Annotated in this window: 26 protein-coding genes; 19 read left to right on the top strand and 7 right to left on the bottom strand. The window is 64.1% G+C overall.

All coding sequences use genetic code 11. The features are described from left to right. Positions 1-17: 17 nt before the first annotated feature. From GVL61_RS01160 to GVL61_RS01150, 3 genes are all read right to left on the bottom strand, one after another. Positions 18-890 carry a CoA ester lyase gene (locus tag GVL61_RS01160; protein WP_159975993.1) on the bottom strand — a complete coding sequence of 291 codons (873 nt, stop codon included), beginning with the start codon at positions 888-890 and terminating at the stop codon, positions 18-20. A gap of 315 nt (positions 891-1205) precedes the next feature. Beyond that, positions 1206-2093, bottom strand: a complete 888-nt coding sequence (locus tag GVL61_RS01155) for an SDR family NAD(P)-dependent oxidoreductase (protein ID WP_159975991.1) — start codon at positions 2091-2093, stop codon at positions 1206-1208. A gap of 65 nt (positions 2094-2158) precedes the next feature. Further along, complete coding sequence (locus GVL61_RS01150; RefSeq protein ID WP_235037480.1) at positions 2159-2857, bottom strand: TetR/AcrR family transcriptional regulator; 699 nt, start codon at positions 2855-2857, stop codon at positions 2159-2161. Positions 2858-2937: 80 nt separating this feature from the next. Here GVL61_RS01150 and GVL61_RS01145 point away from each other — a divergent pair, with 80 nt between their 5' ends. The 7 genes from GVL61_RS01145 to GVL61_RS01115 all read left to right on the top strand — a co-directional run bounded on the left by GVL61_RS01145 (position 2938) and on the right by GVL61_RS01115 (position 10413). Further along, positions 2938-4287, top strand: coding sequence for a hypothetical protein (locus GVL61_RS01145; protein WP_159975989.1), 1350 nt, complete (start codon positions 2938-2940; stop codon positions 4285-4287). Then, the gene (locus tag GVL61_RS01140; RefSeq protein WP_159975987.1) at positions 4284-5720 is read left to right on the top strand and encodes an acyl-CoA reductase; all 1437 of its coding nucleotides are present in this window, start codon (positions 4284-4286) and stop codon (positions 5718-5720) included. Before GVL61_RS01145 ends, GVL61_RS01140 begins: the two co-directional genes overlap by 4 nt. A gap of 234 nt (positions 5721-5954) precedes the next feature. After that, positions 5955-6185, top strand: coding sequence for a biotin/lipoyl-containing protein (locus GVL61_RS01135; RefSeq protein WP_159975985.1), 231 nt, complete (start codon positions 5955-5957; stop codon positions 6183-6185). A gap of 50 nt (positions 6186-6235) precedes the next feature. Then, positions 6236-6778 carry a peroxiredoxin gene (locus GVL61_RS01130; protein ID WP_159976608.1) on the top strand — a complete coding sequence of 181 codons (543 nt, stop codon included), beginning with the start codon at positions 6236-6238 and terminating at the stop codon, positions 6776-6778. Positions 6779-6987: 209 nt separating this feature from the next. Beyond that, entirely contained in the window at positions 6988-8115 is a 1128-nt protein-coding gene (prfB, locus tag GVL61_RS01125) for a peptide chain release factor 2 (RefSeq protein ID WP_059150036.1), read from the top strand. A gap of 105 nt (positions 8116-8220) precedes the next feature. Then, positions 8221-8976 carry a class I SAM-dependent methyltransferase gene (locus GVL61_RS01120; protein ID WP_159975983.1) on the top strand — a complete coding sequence of 252 codons (756 nt, stop codon included), beginning with the start codon at positions 8221-8223 and terminating at the stop codon, positions 8974-8976. 30 nt (positions 8977-9006) lie between these two features. Further along, positions 9007-10413, top strand: coding sequence for a nitronate monooxygenase family protein (locus tag GVL61_RS01115; RefSeq protein WP_159975981.1), 1407 nt, complete (start codon positions 9007-9009; stop codon positions 10411-10413). Positions 10414-10435: 22 nt separating this feature from the next. On the opposite strand, the gene GVL61_RS01110 is transcribed toward GVL61_RS01115, so the two are convergent. The 3 genes from GVL61_RS01110 to GVL61_RS01100 all read right to left on the bottom strand — a co-directional run bounded on the left by GVL61_RS01110 (position 10436) and on the right by GVL61_RS01100 (position 13473). Then, entirely contained in the window at positions 10436-10966 is a 531-nt protein-coding gene (locus GVL61_RS01110) for a DUF805 domain-containing protein (protein ID WP_159975979.1), read from the bottom strand. Positions 10967-10997: 31 nt separating this feature from the next. Beyond that, complete coding sequence (locus GVL61_RS01105) at positions 10998-12314, bottom strand: ammonium transporter (protein WP_159975977.1); 1317 nt, start codon at positions 12312-12314, stop codon at positions 10998-11000. A 133-nt stretch (positions 12315-12447) separates the two neighbouring features. After that, positions 12448-13473, bottom strand: coding sequence for a D-glycerate dehydrogenase (locus tag GVL61_RS01100; RefSeq protein ID WP_159975975.1), 1026 nt, complete (start codon positions 13471-13473; stop codon positions 12448-12450). Between the two features lie 82 nt (positions 13474-13555). On the opposite strand from GVL61_RS01100, the gene GVL61_RS01095 reads away from it, so the two are divergent. Then, positions 13556-14032, top strand: coding sequence for an SH3 domain-containing protein (locus GVL61_RS01095; protein ID WP_159975973.1), 477 nt, complete (start codon positions 13556-13558; stop codon positions 14030-14032). Between the two features lie 172 nt (positions 14033-14204). On the opposite strand, the gene GVL61_RS01090 is transcribed toward GVL61_RS01095, so the two are convergent. Beyond that, complete coding sequence (locus tag GVL61_RS01090; protein WP_159975971.1) at positions 14205-15398, bottom strand: acetyl-CoA C-acyltransferase; 1194 nt, start codon at positions 15396-15398, stop codon at positions 14205-14207. 454 nt (positions 15399-15852) lie between these two features. Here GVL61_RS01090 and GVL61_RS01085 point away from each other — a divergent pair, with 454 nt between their 5' ends. The 11 genes from GVL61_RS01085 to nuoI are packed head-to-tail and all read left to right on the top strand — an operon-like array spanning position 15853 to position 24824. Beyond that, complete coding sequence (locus tag GVL61_RS01085) at positions 15853-16227, top strand: NADH-quinone oxidoreductase subunit A (RefSeq protein WP_159975969.1); 375 nt, start codon at positions 15853-15855, stop codon at positions 16225-16227. After that, complete coding sequence (locus tag GVL61_RS01080) at positions 16224-16793, top strand: NADH-quinone oxidoreductase subunit B family protein (RefSeq protein ID WP_043975218.1); 570 nt, start codon at positions 16224-16226, stop codon at positions 16791-16793. The genes GVL61_RS01085 and GVL61_RS01080 overlap by 4 nt, the downstream gene beginning before the upstream one ends. Before the next feature lie 7 nt (positions 16794-16800). Then, the gene (locus tag GVL61_RS01075) at positions 16801-17538 is read left to right on the top strand and encodes an NADH-quinone oxidoreductase subunit C (RefSeq protein ID WP_159975967.1); all 738 of its coding nucleotides are present in this window, start codon (positions 16801-16803) and stop codon (positions 17536-17538) included. After that, positions 17535-18746 carry an NADH-quinone oxidoreductase subunit D gene (locus tag GVL61_RS01070; RefSeq protein WP_159975965.1) on the top strand — a complete coding sequence of 404 codons (1212 nt, stop codon included), beginning with the start codon at positions 17535-17537 and terminating at the stop codon, positions 18744-18746. The genes GVL61_RS01075 and GVL61_RS01070 overlap by 4 nt, the downstream gene beginning before the upstream one ends. Further along, positions 18743-19093, top strand: a complete 351-nt coding sequence (locus tag GVL61_RS01065; RefSeq protein ID WP_159975963.1) for a nuclear transport factor 2 family protein — start codon at positions 18743-18745, stop codon at positions 19091-19093. The genes GVL61_RS01070 and GVL61_RS01065 overlap by 4 nt, the downstream gene beginning before the upstream one ends. Positions 19094-19106: 13 nt before the next feature. After that, positions 19107-19310 (top strand): hypothetical protein, encoded by a 204-nt coding sequence (locus GVL61_RS01060; RefSeq protein ID WP_159975961.1) that lies wholly within the window; start codon positions 19107-19109, stop codon positions 19308-19310. After that, positions 19303-19971 (top strand): NAD(P)H-dependent oxidoreductase subunit E, encoded by a 669-nt coding sequence (locus GVL61_RS01055; RefSeq protein WP_159975959.1) that lies wholly within the window; start codon positions 19303-19305, stop codon positions 19969-19971. Before GVL61_RS01060 ends, GVL61_RS01055 begins: the two co-directional genes overlap by 8 nt. Beyond that, positions 19971-21281 (top strand): NADH-quinone oxidoreductase subunit NuoF, encoded by a 1311-nt coding sequence (gene nuoF / locus GVL61_RS01050; protein ID WP_159975957.1) that lies wholly within the window; start codon positions 19971-19973, stop codon positions 21279-21281. The genes GVL61_RS01055 and nuoF overlap by 1 nt, the downstream gene beginning before the upstream one ends. Further along, a complete protein-coding gene (gene nuoG / locus GVL61_RS01045) occupies positions 21281-23299 on the top strand; it encodes an NADH-quinone oxidoreductase subunit NuoG (RefSeq protein ID WP_159975955.1) in 2019 nt (672 codons plus the stop codon). The genes nuoF and nuoG overlap by 1 nt, the downstream gene beginning before the upstream one ends. Continuing rightward, entirely contained in the window at positions 23296-24342 is a 1047-nt protein-coding gene (gene nuoH / locus GVL61_RS01040; protein WP_159975953.1) for an NADH-quinone oxidoreductase subunit NuoH, read from the top strand. Before nuoG ends, nuoH begins: the two co-directional genes overlap by 4 nt. After that, the gene (gene nuoI / locus GVL61_RS01035) at positions 24339-24824 is read left to right on the top strand and encodes an NADH-quinone oxidoreductase subunit NuoI (RefSeq protein ID WP_043975206.1); all 486 of its coding nucleotides are present in this window, start codon (positions 24339-24341) and stop codon (positions 24822-24824) included. The genes nuoH and nuoI overlap by 4 nt, the downstream gene beginning before the upstream one ends. Positions 24825-24828: the final 4 nt, after the last annotated feature.

The following is a 24828-nucleotide window of genomic DNA, read 5'->3' as shown; positions in this document are numbered from 1 at the left end:
GGCCCCCCGCTTCATTTCTAACCGGCCGCCGCGATCCTCTGCGCCACGGAAACAAGCCGCTTCGCCTGCTCGAGGTGCAGCAGCTCGGTCATCTTGCCATCGACGCGGATCGCGCCCTTGCCCTGGTTCTCGGGCAGGGTGAACGCCTCGATCACGGTCTGCGCCCAGGCGAGGTCGTCCTCTCCGGGCGAGAATATCGTGTTGCACGGATCGACCTGCGCCGGGTGGATCAGGCTCTTGCCGTCGAAGCCGAACAGCAGCCCCTGCCGCGCTTCGGCGGAGAAGAGATCCAGATCGCGGAACTCGTTGCAAACACCGTCGAGCACCGCGATGCCGTGGGCCCGCGCGGCAGCAACCGCCATCGACAGCAACGGCAGGAACGGCGTGCGCTCCGGTGTCAACTGAGCGCGCATTTCCTTGGCGAGGTCGTTGGTCCCCATGATCCACAGCGACAGGCGGCTGGAATGGGCCATCGCCGCGATCGGCTCCAGCGCGAACACGCTCGCGCAGGTCTCGATCATCGCCCAGAGCTGCATCGAGGAAGGCGCTGCGGATAGCGCCACTTCGTAACGGGCGATGTCCTGCGGGCTGTTGACCTTGGGCACCAGCACCGCGTCGGCTTTCGAGCCAGCGATGGCGGCAAGGTCTGCGGCGCCCCATTCCGTGTCGATGCCATTGGCGCGGATAGCGACCTCGCGGTGGCCGAAGCCGCCTTCTTCGATTGCAGCGACGGCGGCGGCGCGCGCCTCTGCCTTGGATTCGGGTGCAACCGCGTCCTCAAGGTCGAGGATCACCACGTCGCAGGGCAGGGTGCGGGCCTTGGCAATGGCCTTGGCGTTGGAGGCAGGCAGATAGAGCGCGCTGCGGCGGGGACGGTCGGCTGGGGTCATGCAGGCAGGTTCCCAAGATCAAGAATGTCGCCGCTTCCGTGCGGCTGCCAGGGCGGCCGGTCAAGCGCAAGCGGCTCGGTTGATCTCGGCCTGCCGGTGCTCTCCGGGGTTTCCTCTAATCCTAAAGTCTAATTGCAATCGATTTAACGCAACCTATTTTCCCGCTGTCGCAAGTGATCGCCGCGTATAGCGGTCACGGCGCGGAGAGGTTTCCCTCGCTTTTCTCGCGCAGACTTGCGGCAATAGCCCTTCGTGGGTCGCACCTGTCGCCCCGTGACCCGCTCCGTCAAGGAACGGGCGCGGGGCGAAGTTTACTCAGGCGTCGACGCTTTCAAGCATCCGTTCGCTTTCGCGCCAGAGCCGTGCCGCGGCCTCGTCGTCCAGCGCCTGCGGGGCGGCTTCTTCTTCCGCGAGGTCGTAGAAATAGCGCCCACCGTGTTTCCCCGCATCGGGTGCGGTTGCCAGCCACACGATCGTGCGGGCGGGCTGCTCGGGCGTGATGAGGTTCTGCGTTGCCATGTAGGCCTGCAGCGAGGCTTCGCCGTGGCTGGAGAAATTGGACCCGACTTTGCCCGGATGCATCGCCTGGGCAACGATCCCGCGCCCTTCCACCCTGCGGTTGAGTTCTCGCGTGAACAGCAGGTTGGCCAGCTTGGCCTGGCAATAGGCCGGGCCGGCGGCGAAGTCATCGCGCATCATCAGATCATCCCAGTGCATTGCGGAACACTGCATGTGCCCGAGGGATGAAACGGCGATCACGCGCACTGTGCCCGGCGCGGAAGTCTCGCTCGCCCGTTCCAGCAACGGCATGAGTTCGCGCGTGAGCAGGAACGGTGCGAGGTGGTTGGCGGCAAAAGTCCACTCCAGCCCCTCGGACGAAGTATAAAGGCCATCGCGCAAGCCGCCTGCGTTGTTGACGAGGACGTGAACCCGGTCCGTCAGTTGGGCGATCTCTGCGGCGACGCGGCGCACGTCGGCCATCTCGGCAAAATCGCCGCGCAGGAAGTCGACGCGTCCGCCGGGAGGGGCGAGGGCGCGCAGGGAGGCTTCGGCGGCCGCGCTCCGTTCGGGATCGCGTCCGGTGCCGATGACGTGCCAACCCATGCGGGCGAATGCCTCGGCGCTGGCCTTGCCGATGCCGGAACTGGCGCCGGTGACGACGACGCAGCGCTGGACGGGGGAATGCGAATCGGGAGCAGTCATTTCAGATATCCTCCGGTTGTCAGTGTATTCGCGCGTCCGTTTGCCGGATCGCGCCCGATGGCGAGTTATCTTGGCTCGGCGCCCTTCAGGAACAGGTCTATCGCAAAGCGCACCCGCCGGTCGATATCCTCGCGTCCGAGCGAATTGCCGGAGAGGATGAAGCGTACCGGGCCGCTGACCACCATGCTCATGAACACGTTGGCCGCAAGTAGCGGGTCGTCGATGGCAAGGCGTCCCGCGCGCGTCTCCTCGACAAGTATTTCCGACAGGAAACGCACCGTCGGCAGGGCGGCGATGTCGTAATAAGTCTGGAAGATGTCTGGGAAGCGGTAGGATTCGGTGTTGATGATCCGCTGCAGCTTCGCGCCGGAGGTCTCGGCCACAAGGCCTATGCGCAGCATCGCTATGGCGACCAGCGTTTCTTCCAGATTGTCCCCGCGCGTTGCCGCGATCACTTCCGGCGTTACGGCGCGGGCTTCGGTGCCGTGGCGGATGGCTGCGCGGAAAAGGGCGGTCTTGTCGGGAAAGCGCGCGTAGACGGTGCGCTTGGTCATGTTCACGTCGGCGGCGATGGCCTCGATGGTGGCGCCTTCGTATCCCTTGTCCAGAAAGTGTTCGAGTGCGGTTTCGAGCAGGGCGACCTGACGGGCCTGTGCCTGCTGGCGGGTGGGCCGTCCGGCACGGATGGGAGATTCGTCGAGCATCGCCCCAGTGGAAACGATTTGGCTTGCGCCGCCAAGCCTCTCGTGAATAATGATACGCATAAGGTGTTATTAATCGAGTCGCGCCGAACTGTCCAGTAGACTGGCAGGCGAACGCGGCCTCCTGGAGAGGATACGAGCCGATGGGCGCTGCTGCCGAAAAACTCATGGCCCTGGTGGCCGATCCCGAACGTTTCTCGTTCTCTGCCGACGAACTGCGCGAGACGCAGGTGGCTGCACTGGACGAGCGGTTTCAGGAACGCCGCGGCAGCATCAAGCTGCTTGGCCTGCGCGCCAGGGATGCCGGACTGGAGAAAATCGCAAAGATCGCCGACATGGTGTCGATCCTGTTCCCGCACACCGCCTACAAGTCCTACCCCGAAAGCTACCTCATGGATGAGCGCTGGGACCGCCTGACCAAGTGGCTGGGCACGGTCTCGCCCCATCCGATAGAGGGCGTGTCGCTCGAGGGGATAGAGGGTATCGACGACTGGATCGCGCGGCTGGCTGAAAAAGGCTATTTCATCTCGTGCTCCAGCGGGACGACGGGCAAGTCCGCCATGCTGATCGCCTCGCAGAAGGACATGGACTGGTCGAAGATCGACACCGTCAACGTGTTCTCCTGGGGTTCGGGCGTGGCGGCTGCGCGGGACCGTCTGATCGTCGGCTGCGCGCCGGTCGCCACGGTGCCCAAGAATGCGACGATCGCAAAAGCGCAGTACGACGCTTTCGCCAATCCCGAGTGGCCGCGCTGGAACTACCCGGTGCCGCCGATCACGGTCGGCTCGCTGACCTCGATGGTGGTCATGCGCAAGAAGATCGCCGAAGGTACTGCCCGGCCGGACGAGATCGCCGCTTTCGAGGAAACCTCGGCGCAGCGCGGTAAGGCTGTCGCGGACGCGATCCCCGCGACCGCGCAGTTCATCATCGAGAACCGTCACCGCAAGCTCCAGCTTTCGGGCCTGTGGAGCGGCTTGTGGGCTGTGGCCAAGGCAGTGCGCGATGCCGGGTACGGGCGCGAGGATTTCGATCCCGACAACTCCATCTATGTCGGGGGCGGGCTCAAGCGGGCCCAGCTTCCCGCCGATTATCAGGATTACGTGTTCGACACGTTCAACATTCCGGCGGACCGGCATTTCCAGAACTATTCGATGCAGGAACTGAACTCCGGCATGCCCAAGTGCCGTGAGGGCGGGCGCTATCACGTGCCGCCGTGGATCGTGCCGATCCTGCTCGACAAGTCCGGCGATGCGGCGCTGGATCACACCGCCGGCGAGATGGAAGGCCGCGCTGCGTTTTTCGATCTCTCGCTCGACGGACGCTGGGGCGGGGTGATTACCGGCGACAGGATCAGCCTCGATTACGGTCCTTGCGCCTGCGGCAACCATGGACCTTCGATCCGCGATAACATCGCCCGCTATGCGGACCTGGAAGGCGACGACAAGATCGGCTGTGCGGGCACTGTCGACGCTTATGTACGAGGTGTGGCATGAACGAAATCACCCAGGCGAAGCCCGCCGATGACCTAGTCTCGGCTCCGTTCTTCCTCCGCGGCGAGGTGCTGCACGGCACCGACATCATACAGACCTCGCGCGACCTTGGTGTGACCTTCGCCACGCCGAGGATACCCTTCGACCGAGCGGTGCCGCCGCGCACCGAAGTGCCGCCGCTGCTCAACGTGCCGCTTGCCGAGATCATCGACTTTCTCGTCGAGACCGGTCAGCGGCTGGTCGCCCCTGACAACGACCATATGCAGGAATGCATCGAGCGGATGTGCCGCACCCACATCCTGCCCCGCGCCGTCGTCGAGAATACCGCCCGCCACGCGGCAGCCTATCTCGACAAGCGCGTGCTCATGGCCGAGGTGGCGCAGAACTTCCCCGATCCCCGCGCGCTCGACGAATGGGTGCCCAAGGAGGACTTCACCGGCCGTCGCAGCTTCGTGCGCGCCTTCGCGCCGCGCCTTATCCACGTCCTGCCCGGTAACTCGCCCGGCGTCGCGGTGAAGTCCGTGGCGCAAGGGGCGATGGTGAAGGCAGTCAATCTGTTCAAGATGAGCAGCGCCGATCCCTTCACCATGGTCGCCATCCTGCGCACCATGGCAGATATGGACCCGAACCACCCGATCGTGCGCTCGATGTCGGCGGTCTACTGGCGCGGCGGCGATGATGCGACCGAGCGGGTGCTCTACCGCCCGCAGTATTTCGACAAGATCGTCGCATGGGGCGGCGGCGATGCGATCAACAACGTCATCAAGTACCTAGGCCCCGGTTTCCAGTTGGTCTCGTTCGATCCCAAGACCTCGATCTCGATGATCGGCCGCGAGGCGCTGGTCGATGAGGCAACCATCGAGCGCGTGGCGGACTTGTGCTCGGCCGACGTGATGACCCTCAACCAGGAAGCCTGCGTGGCCAGTCGCTTCCAGTTCGTGGAAGGCGACGAGGCCCAGGTCGACCGCTTCTGCGAGCGCCTGCAGTACCACATCGCCCGCCGCGCGGCCGAGAGCGGCGATGTCCGCCCGCTCGACATCGACATGCGCGAGGCGGTCGAGATGATGAGCATGATGGATGACGAATTCGGCGTCTGGGGCAAGACCGATGGCAAGGGCCTCGTGGTACGCTCCGACGAGCCGGTGGACTTCCATCCGATCAACAAGACCGCCAACGTGGTGCGGGTTGATAACCTCGACGATGCGGTGAAGTGGATCAACGTGGCGACCCAGACGGTGGGCTTCTATCCCTTTGATCGCATGGCGGACTACCGCGACCGGCTGGCAGCGGGCGGCGCCCAGCGCATCGTCCATATCGGCGAGGCGGGGCCATCGACCATCGGCAATCCCCACGATGCGATGTACCCGCTGCACCGCTTCGTCCACTGGATGGCGCATGAGGACGGACGAGGGGATACTTCAATGGCTCAGGCGTGAGGGCCTTCGGCAGCCTCAGCATGACCGGGGGAGGGGGCGCCCCTCCGATCCGGCCGGGCCTGCCGAAGCTTCATACCGGCCATGCCAACATCGCCGACACGGATTGTCGATCCACGGGCAGGCGGGGTGCTTGCCTGCCCCGGCCAGTGCGCTACCCATCGTGCAAATGCCCGGTCGCGTGCGGAACAGAACGTGCGGGCCGTTTGAGAAATATCCCGGAGGATCACCAGTACCATGGCCGTTGAAATCCTGCTCCCGAAAATCGGTTTCTCCATGCAGGAGGGCCAGGTCGCCGAATGGCTCGCCAAGGACGGCGACTCGGTGAGCGAGGGGCAGCCGCTGTTCTCCCTCGAAGCAGACAAGTCGACCAACGAGGTAGAGGCGCCTGCAACGGGCACGCTCAAGATCGTCGGCCAGGTCGGCGAAACTTACGAAGTCGGCACGGTGCTCGGTTACATCGAGTGATCCTGCTCATTCGGCTGGACAGCGCCGCGCTGTCCAGCCAGATTGCGCAAATGCTCAAGACCTTCCTTGCCCCGCTCGCCGCTGCGACTCTCATGCTCGCGCCCGGTATCGCCAGTGCCAGTCTGCCGGTTGGCGCGAAGGCCCCGGAATTCGTCACCAAGGGGGCGAAGGGCGGCAAGGTCATGGGCTTCGACCTGAAGCAGGCGCTCAAGCGCGGGCCGGTCGTGCTCTATTTCTACCCGAAGGCATTTACGCAGGGCTGCACGCTGGAGGCTCACGCCTTCGCCGAGGCTTCGGACGATTTCGCCAAGGCCGGTGCGTCGGTCGTGGGCATGTCGGCGGATGATCTGCCGACCCTTCAGAAATTCTCGACCGAGGCCTGCCGCGACAAGTTCGCGGTTGCCATCGCGACGCCCAAAATCATCAAGGACTACGACGTCGCCCTCAAGCGCGACGGTGCTCCGGCCGGGATGACCGACCGCACCAGCTACGTCATCGCCCGGGACGGGCGGATCACCATGGTCCATTCCGAACTCGACTACCGCGATCACGTCAAGCTTACACTCGAAGCGGTACAAAAGCTCAGGAAGTAACAAGCTTCTCCCGCCCCGGATATGTTTGCCATGGCGCAGACCGGGGCGTCGGGGACGGCGTAATCGTTCCCGCTCACTTGCGCGCTTGAACATCACCCCCATCACCGGGTAATAGCGCCGCCTTCCAGCGCGCGGATATCTCCGCGCGCTTTACATACGCCGCTTCCGCGTTATGCGCACGGCGTAGCAGTTTCGTTGGAGAATTCCCCATGCGTGCCGAAGGGCAGGCCCACATAGCGCGTATCGAGAAGGCCCTCGCGCTGGTCCGCAAGTTCCTCGACTGGGACCGCGCCCTGCGCCGGTTCGACGAGCTGAACGCACGCGTCGAGGATCCGACTCTCTGGGACAAGCCCAAGGAGGCCGAGGCGGTCATGAAGGAGCGCCGCCGGTTGGAGGCCTCGATCGGGACCGTCAACGAGATCAGCGCCGAGATGGCCGACGCCGCCGAATTCGTCGAACTTGGCGAGATGGAAGGCGACGAGGACACCATCAAGGAAGGCCTCGCCACGCTTTCTGCGCTGGCCGACCGCGCCGATGCCGACAAGATTCAGGCGCTGCTCGGCGGCGAAGCGGACAGCAACGATACCTACCTCGAAGTCCATGCGGGCGCGGGCGGTACGGAAAGCCAGGACTGGGCCGAAATCCTCCAGCGCATGTACACCCGCTGGGCGGAACGCCGGGGCTACAAGGTCGAACTGGTCGACTACCATTCAGGCGAATCCGCCGGCATCAAGAGCTGCACGCTGCTCATCAAGGGCGAGAATGCCTATGGCTATGCCAAGACCGAAAGCGGTGTCCACCGCCTGGTCCGCATCAGCCCGTATGACAGCGCGGCGCGGCGCCACACCAGCTTCTCGTCGGTGTGGGTCTACCCGGTGATCGACGATACTTTCGAGATCGACATCAACCCGTCGGACCTGAAGATCGATACGTACCGCGCTTCGGGAGCGGGCGGGCAGCACGTCAACACCACCGATTCGGCGGTGCGTATCACCCACCAGCCGTCCGGCATCATCGTCGCCAGCCAGATCGACCGTTCTCAGCACAAGAACCGCGAAATCGCCATGGGCATGCTCAAGGCGCGCATGTTCGAGGCCGAGATGCGCCGCCGCGAGGAAGCCGCTAGCGCCGAGCATGCCAGCAAGAGCGACATCGGCTGGGGCCACCAGATCCGCTCCTACGTGCTGCAGCCCTATCAGCAGGTGAAGGACCTGCGCACGGGCTATGTCTCGACCGCGCCGGACGATGTGCTCGACGGCGAACTCGATCCGTTCATGGCCGCTGCGCTCTCGCAGCGGGTCACCGGTGAGAAGGTCGACGTCGAGGACGTAGACTGATCCAGCCATTCTGAACCATTTGGGCGTCCCGCCGCGAGACGGGGCGTCCGGTTCATGCTGCCTCAAGGGTTTTGCCAACGTGACCTCGAGTCGCTAAGGGGCCGCATGTTTCGCGCCCGTCCCTTCGTTCCCGCTATTCTGGCCCTGGCGCTTGCCGCCTGCCAGCAGCCTGCCGTCAACGACGGCCGGGCCGAGAGCGCGCGCGCATTTCCAGTGGCCGACCGTCCGGTTTCCAGGGTCGGGGCCAATACTTTCGCATCCGAAGCCCAGCGCGACAGCGTGAATGAGGCGGACACCGTCATGGACCTGTCGGGCATCGCACCGGGCATGAGCGTGGCCGATCTCGGCGCGGGTGAGGGTTATTACACTGTCCGCATGGCCCAGCGCGTAGGCCGGCACGGGCGGGTGCTGGCCGAGGATATCAGCCCGGCCGCCAATGAGCGGCTGGCCGCGCGCGTCATGCGCGAAGGGATCGACAACGTATCGATCAAGCTGGGCAAACCGGACGATCCGAGTTTGCCGCGCGGCAGTTTCGATCGTATATTACTGGTCCACATGTACCACGAGGTTTCCGAGCCCTACGCGTTCCTGTGGCGGATGCGCCCGGCGCTGCGTCCGGGCGGACGGATCATCGTGGTCGACGTCGACAAGCCCACCGACACGCACGGCATCGCGCCGTCGCTGCTGTTCTGTGAATTCGCCTCGGTGGGCTTTCGTTTGACGGAATTTGTTCGTAAGCCGGAACTGCAAGGATATTACGCGCAGTTCGAGGCCGTGGGCACACGGCCCAAACCGGCCAACATCAAACCTTGCCGCATAGCGGGCGAGGCGCCGCCGAAAACTGACGGATCGCAGGGCTGAGCGCCACGCTCGGGAAAGACGAAAGAGAAGATGGGTTTCAAGGGTCTAAAGCCGATTCTGTACGGCGGTCGCGAAGTGTGGCCACTGGTCGAAGGTGGCAAGGGCGTTTCCGCCAGCAATCACATGAGTTCCGGCGCCTGGGCGGCGGCAGGCGGCATCGGCACAGTCAGCGCGGTTAATGCGGACAGCTACGATGCCGAGGGCAAGATCGTGCCCCAGATCTACAATGCGCTCACGCGCAAGGATCGCCACAAGGAACTGATCGACTATGCCATCGATGGCGCGGTCGAGCAGGTGCGCCGCGCCTACGAGATTTCGGGCGGCAATGGTGCGATCAACATCAACGTGCTGTGGGAAATGGGCGGCGCGCAGCCGATCCTCGAAGGTGTGCTTGAGCAGACCCGCGGCATGGTCACCGGCGTCACCTGCGGCGCGGGCATGCCCTACAAGCTGTCCGAGATCGCGGCACGCTACGACGTCAACTATCTGCCGATCGTCAGTTCCGCTCGCGCCTTCCGCGCGCTGTGGAAGCGTGCCTATCACAAGGTCGCTCATTTGCTGGGTGCGGTGGTCTATGAAGACCCCTGGCTCGCCGGCGGGCATAATGGCCTGTCGAACGCTGAAGATCCGCTCAAGCCGGAAGATCCGTATCCCCGCGTCAAGGCGCTGCGCGACACCATGCGCACCGAGGGCGTGCCGGACAGCGTGCCGATCGTCATGGCCGGCGGTGTGTGGTTCCTGCGTGACTGGGAGAACTGGATCGACAACCCGGAATTGGGCTCGATCGCGTTCCAGTACGGCACTCGCCCGCTGCTGACGCACGAAAGCCCCATTCCTATGCAGTGGAAGGATGCTCTGCGCGAACTGGAGCCGGGTGACGTTCTGCTGCACCGCTTCTCGCCGACGGGATTCTACTCCTCGGCCGTGCGCAACCCGTTCCTGCGCAATCTCGAAGCGCGTTCGGAGCGCCAGATTCCCTACTCCAAGGTCGAAGCTGGTGTGCATACCGTACGTCTCGACGTCGGGGTGAAGGGCAAGAACTTCTGGGTCGCCCCGAAGGACCTCGACCGCGCTCGCGCATGGTCGGCGCAGGGCCACACGGACGGCCTGCGTACGCCTGACGACACCATTATCTTCGTCAGCCCGCAAGAGCGCGACGTGATCCGCAAGGACCAGGCAGACTGCATGGGCTGCCTTTCGCACTGCGGTTTCTCGTCGTGGAAGGACCATGACGACTACACCACCGGCCGCCTCGCCGATCCGCGCAGCTTCTGCATTCAGAAGACCCTGCAGGACATCGCCCACGATGGCGCCATTGACGAGAACCTGATGTTCGCAGGCCACGCGGCCTACAAGTTCAAGCAGGACCCCTTCTATTCCAACGGTTTCACGCCGACGGTGAAGGAACTGGTCGACCGCATCCTGACCGGCGACTGATCGCCAGCATCAGGAAAAGGTTTCAGGCGGCCGGCGCGGATTTTTCCGTGCTGGCCGTTTTTGTTTGTGCGGGCGCGGAGGCGGGCACTTCCTCCGGGGCCGGGCCGAAACGGTTCGGGCCCCTGTTGCCAGGCCATGCCAGCATAGCGGCGAATACGGCGACGGCGGGAATCGTCGCCAGCCAGTCGATATAGCTGAGCCCGCTTTCGATGGCGCTGCGCAGGGGCCAGCCTGCGGTCAGGCCAATGAGGTCGAGCAGCAGGGTGCGACCGATCAGGATCAGCAGCGGCAGGCTCCACCAGCCGCTATGCCCGAAATCGTGAAGGCGCCGCACACTGAGCGCGAATAGCGTGGCCGAAATCAAGCACACTGCGGCCAACATGATCGCATCGGCAATCGCCGGGGGTGCAAACCAGCTTGAGCTCCAGTGGGCCACCACGAGAGGCAATTGCGAGAGCACCAGGTAAACCAGAAACTCGCTGCGGGAGGCGCGGCTGCGGAAATCGAGCGTGCGCAGTGCGGTGCGGCCAGCTTGCCGGAAATAGCCCTTCATATTCCCATATCTTGTGTGAAGTAACTGAGTGTCAATCGAAATCCCAGGCCCGCTCGCCGTGTGTGGAAGCGTCGAGACCCTCTCGCTCGGCATCTTCGGAGACGCGCATCGGGAAGGCGAGCGATGTCATGAGGGCGAGAATCACGGTGCCCACAACCGACCATACGATCACCACGGCAAGCCCGATGCCCTGGGCCACCACTTGCGCGATCGGGTTCATGTCCTCCCCGTAGCCGACACCGCCGAGACGCTGCGACAGGAAGACGGCAAGCAGCAGCGATCCCAGCATTCCGCAAACGCCGTGGACCGCAAAAATGCCCAGCGAATCGTCGATCTTGAGCGTTCGCCGGACGAACTGCATCGCGAAATACGCGGCGCCGGCACCAACGATCCCGAACAGGATCGCCGCGCCGGGAGAAATGAAGCCGGCTGCCGGGCTCACCGCGGCGATACCGGCGACGGCGCCGATGGCAAAGCCGGTGCCGCTGGGTTTGCCTAGCGCGATACGCTCGACCAGCAGCCAGCTGAGGGCAGCGGATGCGGCGGCGATGTGCGCGGTGATGATCGCGGCGGCAGCGTCGTCGCTGGCGGTCAGCGCCGAACCGCCGCTCAGCGCCAGCGAGGCGATCCACAGCAATGCCGCGCCGCCGATCGTCAGTGCAGGGCTATGTGCGGCCGCGCGGCCTGCCGACGCTCCCGTCAACGCCCCTTTGCGCCGTCCCAGCATGATCGCGACGACCAGCGCCGAGACGCCCGCGCTGGTGTGGATGACGATGCCTCCCGCCCAGTCGAGTGTGCCGACGCCCTGCGCCAGCCATCCGCCGCCCCATATCCAGTGCGCGATCGGTGCGTAGACGACGAGACTCCACAGGCCCGCAAAAACGAGCGCCCAGCCAAATCGTGCCCGCTCGGCCCAGGCACCTGCCATGAGAGCGGGGGCAAGCGCCGCGAAAGCCATCTGGAACAGAGCGAAGGCGCTTTCGGGCACACCGGTTCCGATGCGGACATTGCCCAGGTTGATCAGCATCCAGGCATTGCCCGTGCCGAGCCATCCGCTGCCCACGTCGCCGAAGCCGAGGGTGTAGCCGACGATGATCCACAGGGTCGACACCAGCGCGAAGATCGCGCCGATCTGGGTCAGCACCGAGACGACATTCTTGCGGCGCACCCGCCCGCTGTAAAACAACGCCAGGCCCGGCAGCGCCAGCAGAGCCAGCACGCAGGCGCCCAGCAGCCATGCGGTGTCTCCGGCTTCGGCCACGTCGATCCTGCCATCCTGCGCCAGCGCGGAAGCGGGCAGCAGGGCGGCAGTAATGGCGGTGAATGGCAGCAGGCGCTGCTGGATCATCGGTATTTTATCCCCCTGAGGTACTGCGGCGAATACCTGTGAATTACTTTACGCTCGGTTAGATTGGGAAATTAAACCGAGACAAGCATTTGCCGCGGCGCTTCGGCCGGAATTTGCGCATGGGCGTTAGCGTTCATGGTAATTCGGGCAGCACCATGTCATGCGGGCGGTGGCCGTCGACCCAGAAGCGGATGTTGGCGATAAGCCGTTCGCCCGCCGCCCCGCGCCCTTCGTAAGTGGCGCTGCCGAGGTGGGGCAGGGCAACGAGGCCGGGCAGCTCGAACAGGCGTGGGTCCACTTGCGGCTCGCGGGCGAAGACGTCCAGTCCGGCGCCTGCGATCCTTTCCTCCGCCAGGGCTGCGATCAGAGCCTCCTCGTCGATCAGCTGGCCGCGTCCGGTGTTCACGAGGCAGGCGCCCGGTTTCATGAGGGCGATCCGGCGCGCATTCATCAGGTGCACGGTTTCCGGTCCGGCCGGGCAGTGGAAGGTGAGGATGTCGGCCTCGGCGATCAGGGTGTCGAGGTCCGGCACATGGCGGGCGGCAAACATGTTCTCGATCGCACCGGGCAGACGGTGGCGGTTGTGGTAGCGGATATCCATGCCGAAGGCGCGGGCGCGGTGGGCCACGGCCTGACCGATGCGGCCCATACCGACGATCCCCAGCGTCTTGCCGCCCAGCGCATGACCCAGCATGACGGCGGGCCCCCAGCCGGTCCACTTGCCCTCACGCAGGATCTCCGCATTTTCGCTGAAGCGGCGCGAGACGAGAATGATGAGCGCCAGCGTCAGGTCGGCGGTATCGTCGGTGAAGACGCCGGGGGTATTGGTCACCATGATGCGGTGGGAGCGGGCCGCGGCTACGTCGATATGCTCGGTGCCGGCGCCGAAGCTGGCGATCATGCCAAGGCGGGCGCCCGGCTCCCCGGTGGCGCCTGCGATCATCGCCGCATCGATGGTGTCGGTCACGGTGGGCACCAGCACGTCGCAATCGCGCATCGCCGCTTCCAGCTCGGCACGGGTCATCGGGATGTCCTGGGCGTTCAGCACCACGTCGAAAAGCTCGGCCATCCGCGCCTCGACGGACGGCAGGAGCCGGCGCGTGACGATCACCCGGGGGCGCGACGGGATCGGACGGAAGGTTTCGCTGTGCTGGGTCATGGACAAGGGGGCTATGCCTTCCACAGGGTCGGGGTCAAGAAGCCTTGATGGGGCGTCGCGCCGCGCGGTATGAGCTGGTGTGATGAACGCCTGCAAACTCCTCCTGCCGCTGCTCGCCCTGGGCATTGCCGTAGCCATTCCCGCTCGCGCTGCGGACGACGACAAGGTGCCATACTGGGCTTCGGTCGATACCGATATCGCCAACCTGCGGGTGGGCCCGGGCGATTCGTACCGGATCGACTGGGTCTACCGCCGCCCGCACCTGCCGGTGAAAGTCCTGCGCCGGGAAGGGCCATGGCGCCTGATCGAGGACCCGGACGGCGCAAAGGGCTGGATGCGCGATCTGCTGCTCTCCCGCCAGCGCGCCGGGCTGGTCAAGGACGGCGGCCTGATCGAGATGCACGCAGAAGGCAGTAGCACCTCGCCGATGCTCTGGCGCATCGAGCCGGGCGTGGTCGGTAAGCTGGGTGCATGCAAGGACGGTTGGTGCGGCTTCGATACCGACGGTCACAAGGGCTTCGTGCGCGAGGAAGCGGTGTGGGGCACCGGTGCGCCCTGAGGCGCCACACGGGCAGCCCTCTGCAGGCCGCTGCCCCTATCGTCATCCCGGCGAAGGCTGGGACAGCTATCTCCAAACGAGGCGGCTGAGGGTCTAGCGCAAGTCCCGCGCCCAAACGAAAACCCCCGCCGGCAAGGGCGGGGGTTTCGCATTGTCCGGCTCGGACGACCGATCAGACCAGTTCGACCGCCACCGCAGTCGCTTCGCCGCCGCCGATGCAGAGCGACGCGACGCCCTTCTTCAGGCCCTTGTCCTTCAGCGCGTTGATGAGCGTCACGATGATGCGTGTGCCCGAGGCGCCGATCGGGTGACCCAGCGCGGTGGCGCCGCCGTGGATGTTCACCTTATCGTGCGGGATGCCGAGATCGTGCATCGCGAACATCGCGACGCAGGCGAAAGCCTCGTTCACTTCGAACAGGTCGACGTCGGAGAGCTGCCAGCCCACCTTGTCCATCAGCTTGGTGATCGCGCCGACGGGAGCGGTAGTGAACTTGGCGGGCTCCTGTGCATGGGCCGAGACGCCGACGACCGTGGCAAGCGGGGTCAGGCCCTTGGCTTCGGCCACGCTCTTGCGGGTCAGCACGACCGCTGCTGCGCCGTCCGAGATCGAGCTGGAACTGGCGGCGGTGATGGTGCCGTCCTTGGCGAAGGCGGCGCGCAGCGTTTTGATCTTATCGGGGTTGCCCTTGCCCGGCTGCTCGTCGGTATCGACGATCACTTCGCCCTTGCGGGTCTTGACCGTCACGGGGACGACTTCGTTCTTGAAGGCGCCGCTGGCGACGGCTTCCTGCGCGCGGCGGAGCGACTCGATAGAGTATTCGTCCTGACCTTCGCGGGTCAGCTGGTACTCGTCGGCGGTGACCTGGGCGAAGGAGCCCATCGAGCCGCCTTCATAGGCATCTTCCAGACCGTCGAGGAACATGTGATCGTAGATCGTATCATGGCCGGCGCGGGCGCCCGAGCGGTGCTTCTTCGACAGGTACGGCGCGTTGGTCATCGATTCCATGCCGCCGGCGATGACGACATCGAGCGAGCCCGACGCCAAAGCCTCGGCGCCCATGATGACCGTCTGCATGCCAGAGCCGCAGACCTTGTTGACCGTCGTCGCCTGGACCGACTTGGGCAGCCCGGCCTTGATCGCAGCCTGGCGGGCAGGGGCCTGGCCCAGGCCTGCCGGCAGGACGCAGCCCATATAAATGCGCTCGATGTCCTCACCGGCGACTCCGGCGCGCTCAACTGCGGCCTTGACGGCAGTGGCGCCGAGGTCCGTCGCCGAAACGTCGGCGAAAACGCCTTGCAGGCCGCCCATCGGGGTGCGTGCGTAACTCAGGATGACGATGGGATCGGATGCGGAAATCTGGGCCATTGATATGCCTTTCGCACTGGAATCTGAAAGCGATTGACGCTCGGATAATGTTGCGATGCGTCAATTGCAATGATGCGACGCATTCGTGACAACGTCGCGGCAGTCTTCATCGCCCCGCCGCGTTTATAGCGGCTATCTGCACCGCCATCGAACCAACATGGGAGCGGGCTGCGTATTGCCAAGAGATATCGCGAACGTTTCGCAATAATTAACGTGCTTGATTGCGTAAATCGACAGGCGATTGCGCAAACCGGCAGGGTCGCTGCTTTATCTGCGAAATCCCGCGGGTGAGGGCCTTCCCGTGTTGCAATGCAATGCAAATGGGCGGATTTATGCAACCGGACACCTTGCCTGCGGGGTAGGGCTGGCCTAAGAGCGCGCCAACTTGATGGCTCGGCCCATGACCTTTTGCCGAGTCCGTCAGCGTCGCATCCGGTAATGAGGCAAGAGACCATTGACCGATCTGTCACAATACCTGCCGATCCTGATATTCATCGTGATCGCGGTGGGACTGTCATCCGTTATCGTGTTCCTGCCGATGGGCGTCGCCCGCCTGACCGGCACGCATCAGCCCAGCGCTGACAAGAACAGCGAATACGAGTGTGGCTTCCCCGCCTTCGAGGATCCGCGCAGCCAGTTCGACGTCCGCTTCTATCTGGTCGCGATCCTGTTCATCGTATTCGATCTGGAAGCCGCGTTCCTGTTCCCCTGGGCTGTCTCGCTCAAGTTCACCGGCTGGGCCGGCTGGCTGACGATGATGGTGTTCCTGGCGGAACTGGCCATCGGCCTCGCCTATGCATGGAAGAAGGGAGCTCTGGACTGGGAATGAGCACGCTCGTAAACAGCGCGGGTCAGCCTCTGGCCCCGACTTCGCCGGTCGGCGGCGCCATCACGGCGCCCGACCAGTCGTTCTTCAAGGACCTCAACCAGGAAGTGTCCGACAAGGGCTTCCTCGTCACCAGCACCGAGGAACTGTTCCAGTGGGCCCGCACCGGCTCGCTGTGGTGGATGACCTTCGGTCTCGCGTGCTGCGCGGTCGAGATGATCCACGTCAACATGCCTCGCTACGACATGGAGCGCTTCGGCGCCGCGCCGCGCGCTTCCCCGCGCCAGTCGGACGTGATGATCGTGGCCGGTACGCTGTGCAACAAGATGGCTCCGGCGCTCCGCAAGGTCTACGACCAGATGTCGGAACCCAAGTACGTCATCTCGATGGGTAGCTGTGCCAATGGCGGCGGCTACTATCACTACAGTTACTCGGTCGTGCGCGGCTGCGACCGGATCGTGCCGGTGGACATCTACGTGCCGGGTTGCCCGCCGACAGCGGAAGCGCTGCTCTATGGTGTGATGCAGCTTCAGCGTAAGATCCGCCGCGTGGGCACTGTCGAGAGGTAAGGACAAGATGCCCGTTCTGCATTCCGCTCCGAAGATCGCGTCCAACGAGGGCGTCCTCGACGCTCTTGTCGCCGCTCTTGGCTCGATGGTCGTGGCCTCGAAGGAGGAGTACGGCGAGATCGTACTCACCGTCGCACGCTCCGAGATCGAGAACGCCCTGCGCGCGCTGCGCGACGAGCACGGCTACCAGCAGCTCATGGAGATGGCAGGGGTAGACTACCCCTCGCGCGCCGAGCGCTTCGATGTCGTCTACATGTTGCTCTCGGTGACGAAGAACCATCGCCTGATGGTGAAGGTCAACGCCGCCGAAAACACCCCGGTGCCGACCGTGACCACGCTGTGGCCCAACGCCGGCTGGCTGGAACGCGAAGTGTTCGACATGTACGGCGTGATTTTCGCCGGCAACCCGGACCTGCGCCGCATCCTCACCGACTATGGCTTTGAGGGGCACCCGTTCCGCAAGGACTTCCCGCTGACCGGCTATGTCGAACTGCGTTACTCGGAAGAGGACAAGCGCGTCGTCTACGAGCCGGTAAAGCTGGCTCAGGACCTGCGCAGCTTTGACTTCATGAGCCCGTGGGAAGGCGCCGACTACATCCTTCCGGGTGACGAGAAGGCCGCCGAAACACCTGCGCCGCCGCCCGTTGCCACGCCCAAGGCTACTGAAACCAAGGCCGATACCGGCGCTGGGGACAAGGCGAACGAGAAGGCTGCCGAGAAGTCCGAGAAGGGAGACGCCAAATGAGCATGCAGCTTGAGACGTCGCCCACCACCGGCGACGAGGTCATCACCAACTACACGATCAACTTCGGCCCCCAGCACCCTGCAGCGCACGGCGTTCTGCGTATGGTCATGGAGCTGGACGGCGAGATCATCGAGCGGATCGATCCGCACGTCGGCCTGCTTCACCGTGGCACCGAAAAGCTGATCGAGCACAAGACCTACCTCCAGGCGCTCCCGTATTTCGACCGTCTGGATTACTGCTCGCCGCTGGGCATGGAGCATTCCTACGTTCTCGCGATCGAGAAGCTGCTCAATCTGGAAGTGCCCTTGCGCGGCCAGTATCTGCGCGTGCTGTTCGCCGAGCTGACCCGCATCTGCAACCACATGATGAACATGGGTTCGCACATCATGGACATCGGCGCGATGACGCCGAACCTGTGGCTGTTCGAAGTGCGCGAGGATTGCCTCAACTTCTTCGAGCGCGCTTCCGGCGCGCGCATGCACTCGGCCTGGTTCCGCCCCGGCGGCGTCCACCAGGATGTGCCGCTCAAGCTGCTGACCGACATCGCCGACTGGCTCGATACGCGTCTGCCCGAACTGTTTGGCGATGCGCTCAGCCTGGTGGTCGACAACCGCATTTTCAAGCAGCGCAATGTCGACATCGCGGTCGTTTCCAAGGAAGACGCGCTGGCATGGGGCTTCTCCGGTCCGATGATCCGCGCTGCGGGCATCCCCTGGGACATCCGCAAGAGCCAGCCTTACGACGTCTATGACCGTATGGACTTCGAGATCCCGGTCGGCACCAACTCGGACTGCTACGACCGCTTCATGGTCCGCGCCGAGGAAGTGCGTCAGTCGATCAAGATCATGAAGCAGTGCCTGCGCGACATGCCTGAAGGTCCGGTGGCTTCCACCGACCGCAAGGTCTCGCCGCCCAAGCGCGCCGAGATGAAAAGCTCGATGGAATCGCTGATCCATCACTTCAAGCTCTACACCGAAGGCTTCCACGTTCCGGCCGGCGAAGTTTACGTCGCCACAGAAAGCCCCAAGGGCGAATTCGGCGTCTATCTGGTGTCGGACGGCTCCAACAAGCCGTACCGCTGCAAGATCCGCCCGACCGCGTTCAGCCATCTTCAGGCGATGGACTTCATGTCCAAGGGGCACATGCTGCCTGACGCCACCGCGATCCTGGGCGCCATGGATATCGTGTTCGGGGAGTGCGACCGTTGAGCAATCTTGATACCGCCAAGGCCATGATTGCCGCCTACAATGCCCAGGACGTCGATCTCTACGTGTCGTTCATGACCGACGACGCCTGCGAAGCGAACTACCGCGGGGCAGTAGCTCGCGAGGGCAAGGAAGGCACGCGTTCGGGGCTTGCCGCCGCATTCGTGCGCTGGCCCGAAAACAACGCTCAGATCGTCGAGGCTTCGCAGATCGGCAGCTATGTGCTGATGCGCGAACATGTGACGCGCGGCCCTGCAACCGATGGTTCGGAACTGGTCGAGCCGTTCGACGTCGTCGCCGTCTACACGTTCGAGGGCGACAAGTGCGCCCGCGTCGAGTTCATTCGCTAAAGGAGCGGGACCGATGGTGAAGTTCAACACAGTCGAGATGATCCGCATCTGGGCGAGCCTGACGGGCGTGTTTCTCGTCTGTCTCTACTTCGCGGTGCTGTGGGCGGGGATCGAACCCTCGCCGATGATCGCGATGTTGGCCACCGCCATCGGCGGCTTTGAAATTTTCTTTTTCGGCCAGGATCAGTGGCTGAAGCGCAGAGGTAAGCATGGCTGACCGCTATATCGAACCCGATACGCCCGAACTGCGGGCCCGTTGGGGCAATTTCACCTGGACCGAGGCCAATGCGGCCAAGGCGAAGGAAGTTGTCGCACGTTACCCCGAAGGGCGTCAGCGCTCTGCGGTGATGCCGCTCCTCGACCTGGCCCAGCGCCAGGTGGGTGCAGAACTAAACACGCAAGGCTGGCTGCCGATCCCGGTGATGGAATTCCTCGCCGAATATCTGTCGATGCCGGTCATTCGCGTGGTCGAGGTCGCCTCATTCTACACGATGTACAACATCGCGCCGATCGGCCGGTTCCACGTGCAGGTCTGCGGCACCACGCCGTGCATGCTGCGCGGTTCGGACGACATCATCGCGGCGTGCAAGTCGCGCGGGATGAAGAAAGGCCACATCACCGGCGACGGCATGTGGTCGTTCACCGAGGTTGAGTGCATGGGCAACTGCGCATCGGCGCCGATGGTCCAGATCAACGACGACAACTACGAGGACCTGACGGCAGAGCGCATGGACGCCGTGCTTGATGCGCTGGCTCGCGGCGAAAGCCCCAAGGCCGGCACGCAGGACCCGGCGCGCCACACCGTCGAACCCGTGGGCGAGCCGACCAACCTGGCGGCGATGGTCACGGCAAACCATGACTACCGGAGTGAGTGGTAATGGCTCTCGCGGATAAGGACCGCATCTTCACGAACCTCTATGGCTATCAGCCGTGGAATCTGAAGGAAGCGCAGGCGCGCGGCGCCTGGGACAACACCAAAGCCCTGATCGAGCGCGGCAACGCGGCCATCATCGACGAGATGAAGGCTTCGGGCCTGCGTGGGCGCGGCGGCGCGGGTTTCCCAACCGGCATGAAGTGGTCCTTCATGCCCAAGCAGCCTCCGCTCGACCAGAATGGCAATCCGAAGCCCAGCTTCCTTGTCATCAATGCCGACGAATCCGAGCCTGGTTCGTGCAAGGATCGCGAGATCATGCGCCACGATCCGCACCTCCTGCTCGAAGGCGCGCTGGTCGCGGGCTTCGCGATGGGTGCGCGCGCGGCCTACATCTACATTCGCGGCGAATACATCCGCGAGGCAGAGACCCTCTTCGCCGCGCGTGACGAGGCTTACGCCGCCGGTCTGCTGGGCAAGAATGCCTGCGGTTCAGGGTACGATTTCGACGTCTTCGTCCACCGCGGCGCGGGCGCCTACATCTGCGGCGAAGAAACCGCAATGATCGAGAGCCTGGAAGGCAAGAAGGGCCAGCCCCGTCTCAAGCCTCCGTTCCCGGCCGGCGCGGGCCTCTATGGCTGCCCGACCACGGTGAACAACGTGGAATCGATCGCGGTCGCCCCGACCATCCTGCGCCGCGGCGCGGCGTGGTTCTCGTCCTTCGGGCGCGAGAACAACAAGGGCACCAAGCTCTTCCAGATCAGCGGGCACGTGAACCGTCCCTGCGTGGTCGAGGAAGAGATGTCGATCCCGTTCAGCGAGCTGATCGAGCGTCACTGCGGCGGTATTCGCGGCGGCAAGGACAACCTGCTGGCGGTGATCCCCGGCGGTTCGTCGGTCCCGCTGGTTCCGGCGTCCGATATATGGGACGCCCCTATGGACTTCGACGGCCTTAAGGCTGTCGGGTCGGGCCTCGGCACCGCTGCGGTCATCGTCATGGACAAGTCCACCGACATCGTGCGCGCCATCAGCCGGATCTCGTACTTCTACAAGCATGAGAGCTGCGGCCAGTGCACGCCGTGCCGTGAAGGCACGGGCTGGATGTGGCGCGTGATGGAGCGCCTGCGTACCGGCGACGCTCATGTCGATGAAATCGACATGCTCCAGCAGGTGACCAAGCAGGTCGAAGGCCACACCATCTGCGCTCTGGGCGACGCTGCGGCGTGGCCGATCCAGGGCCTCATCAAGCACTTCCGCCCCGAGATCGAGCGCCGCATCGAAGCGCGCTCAGGCTCGCTGCAAGAGGCTGCCGAATAATGCCGAAGGTAAAAGTAGACGGCGTCGAACTCGAAGTACCTGCCGGCGCGACCGTGCTGCAGGCCTGCGAGTTGGCCGGCAAGGAAATCCCGCGCTTCTGCTATCACGAGCGGCTGAGCATCGCCGGCAACTGCCGCATGTGCCTGGTCGAAGTGAAGCCCGGACCGCCCAAACCCCAGGCTTCGTGCGCGCTTCCGGCAGCCGAAGGCCAGGAAATCCGCACCGATTCCGAGATGGTTAAGAAGGCGCGGGAAGGGGTGATGGAGTTCCTCCTCATCAACCACCCGCTCGACTGCCCGATCTGCGATCAGGGCGGCGAATGCGACCTGCAGGACCAGTCGGTGGCCTATGGTCGCGGCGGCTCGCGCTACCACGAGCACAAGCGCGCGGTGACCGAGAAGTACATGGGCCCGCTCATCAAGACCACGATGACGCGCTGCATCCACTGCACCCGCTGCGTGCGCTTCTCCGAAGAAGTCGCCGGCGTGGACGAGATCGGCGCGCTTTATCGCGGCGAATCGATGCAGATCACGACGTATCTGGAGAAGGCTGCTCACCATGAGATGAGCGCCAACGTGATCGACCTCTGCCCGGTCGGCGCGCTCACCAGCCGTCCTTACGCGTTCGAGGCGCGTCCCTGGGAACTGAAGAAGACGCTCGGCATCGACGTTTCGGACGCGACCGGCGCCAACATCCGCATCGACAGCCGTGGCCGCGAAGTGCTGCGCGCACTTCCGCGCAACAACGACGACGTCAACGAGGAATGGATCAGCGACAAGGCGCGCTATCAGGTCGACGGCCTGACGAAGCGCCGCCTCGACAAGCCGTACCTGCGCCGCGACGGCAAGCTCGTCCAGGCCACATGGAACGAGGCGTTTGCCGCGATCGCCACGCTTAACCCGGGTAATTCGATCGCTGCCATCGCCGGCGACATGGTCGATTGCGAGACGATGTTTGCCGCCAGGGCGCTCGTCGGTGCGCTTGGCTCGACGCTCCTCGAAGGTCGCCAGACCGGCATGGACTACGACACGTCCAGCCTCGCGGCCGTCAACTTCAACACCACGCTGAACGGCATCGAGACCGCCGACGCGATCCTGATCGTCGGCTCGATGGTCCGCTGGGAAGCACCCACCGTCAACGTCCGCCTGCGCAAGGCGGTCAAGCGCGGCGCCAAGGTGTTCTTGGTAGGCCCGGAGTGGGAAACCACCTTCGGCGGCGAATTCCTCGGTGATGATCTTTCGGCGCTCGGCAACTTGCCGCAGCACGTCGCGGATGCACTCTCGGGCGCCAAGCGTCCGGCGGTGATCCTGGGCGGCGCGGCGCTGGGACGCGGCGGTCTCGAAGCGGCTCTGGCCCTTTCGGCCCAGTTTAACCTCGTGCGCACGCTCGAGGACGGTTCGGCCTGGAACGGCTTCAACGTCCTGCATATGGCGGCATCGCGCATGGGCGGCCTCATGCTCGGCTACGCGCAGAAGGGCGGCATCGCCGACCTCGTCGCCGCCAAGCCCAAGGTGCTCATCTCGCTCGGCGCCGACGAAGTCGACTATGCGAAGTTTGCAGGTTCGATGATCGTCTACATCGGTCACCACGGTGACAAGGCGGCTCACTCTGCCGACGTCGTGCTGCCCGCCTCGGCCTATACCGAAAAGGCCGGCACTTACGTCAACACTGAAGGCCGTGTGCAGTTCGCCGACAAGGCGGTCTTCGCTCCGGGCGATGCGCGTGAAGACTGGACGATCCTGCGTGCGCTGGCCGACGCTTTCGGCGTCTCGGTCGGGTTCGACAGCTTCGATGCACTGCGCGGTGCAATGGTCGCTGCGGTTCCTGCACTTGGCACCGAGGGCCTCGCGGACTACGGAAGCGCCCTGCCTGCGGGCGGCGGTTCTCCGGTCGGCGCAATCGCCTATCCGATCAAGGACTTCTACATGACCAACCCCGTCGCTCGCGCCAGCGAGACGATGCAGCGCTGTTCGGCTGAACTGCTGCACGGCGTGGACTTCGCGGAGGCGGCGGAATGACTTCGTTCTTCCAGTCCCTCGGGATGACCCATGACTGGGCGTGGTTCGTTTCGACGATCTGCGGTATCCTGCTGATCGCGCTGCCGCTGATGCTCAGCGTTGCGATGATCATCTACGCCGATCGGAAGATTTGGGCTGCCATGGCGCTGCGCCGTGGTCCCAACGTCGTCGGCCCCTTTGGTCTGCTGCAGTCCTTCGCGGACGGCCTCAAGGTTTTCCTGCAGGAAACCATCGTTCCTTCGGCTGCGAACAAGGGCCTGTTCCTGATCGCGCCGGTGCTGACCTTCAGTCTCGCGCTGCTGGCCTGGGCGGTGATCCCCTTCAACGGCGGCGCGATCCTCGCGGACATCAACATCGGTCTGCTCTACGTTCTCGCGATCAGTTCGCTGGGCGTATACGGCACGATCATGGCGGGCTGGGCTTCGAATTCGAAGTACCCGTTCTTCTCGGCGATGCGTGCTTCGGCGCAGATGATCTCCTATGAAGTCTCGATCGGCTTCATCCTGATCTGCGTCGTCCTGTGGTCGGGTACGTTCAATATGAACGGCATCGTCCTGGCGCAGAAGGGCCACGTCTTCGGCATCATCAACGGCTTCGTCGCGAACCCGCTGCTGTTCCCGATGTGGGTGATGTTCCTGATTTCGAGCCTTGCGGAAACGCAGCGCGCGCCGTTCGACCTTACCGAAGCGGAATCCGAACTCGTCGCCGGTTACCAGACCGAGTATTCGTCGATGGCTTTCGCCGCCTACTGGCTGGGCGAATATGCCAACGTGCTGCTGATGTGCGCACTTAACGCAACATTGTTCTGGGGTGGCTGGCTGCCGCCGCTCGACATCCCCGTTCTGTACCTCGTGCCGGGCTTCATCTGGTTCCTGCTCAAGGTGCTGTTCTTCTTCTTCGTGTTCAGCTGGGTCAAGGCGACGGTTCCCCGTTACCGCTATGACCAACTGATGCGCCTGGGCTGGAAGGTCTTCCTGCCCGTATCGCTGCTGTTCGTTGTCATCGTCAGCGGCTACCTCATGGCAACCGGACACTTCGCATGACCGTCGCACATCTCATCAAGAGCTTCACGCTCTGGGAGTTCGTGAAGGCGCACTGGCTGACCCTGAAGTATTTCTTCAGGCCCAAGGCGACCATCAACTATCCGTTCGAGAAGAACCCGCTTTCGCCCCGCTTCCGCGGTGAGCACGCCCTGCGCCGTTATCCCAACGGCGAGGAACGCTGCATCGCCTGCAAGCTTTGCGAGGCGATCTGTCCGGCGCAGGCCATCACCATCGAGGCGGCTCCCCGCGTCGACGGTTCGCGCCGTACCACGCGCTACGACATCGACATGACGAAGTGCATCTACTGCGGTTTCTGCCAAGAGGCCTGTCCGGTGGACGCGATCGTCGAGGGGCCGAACTTCGAATACGCGACTGAAACGCGCGAAGAACTGCTCTACGACAAGGCCAAGCTGCTGGCGAACGGGGACAAGTGGGAGCGGGCTATCGCCGCGAACCTTGAAGCCGATGCGCCGTACCGTTAACCGG

The sequence above is a fragment of the Novosphingobium sp. 18050 genome, assembly GCF_902706195.1.
Taxonomy (GTDB): domain Bacteria; phylum Pseudomonadota; class Alphaproteobacteria; order Sphingomonadales; family Sphingomonadaceae; genus Novosphingobium.
This window is presented reverse-complemented; position numbering and strand designations above follow the sequence as displayed.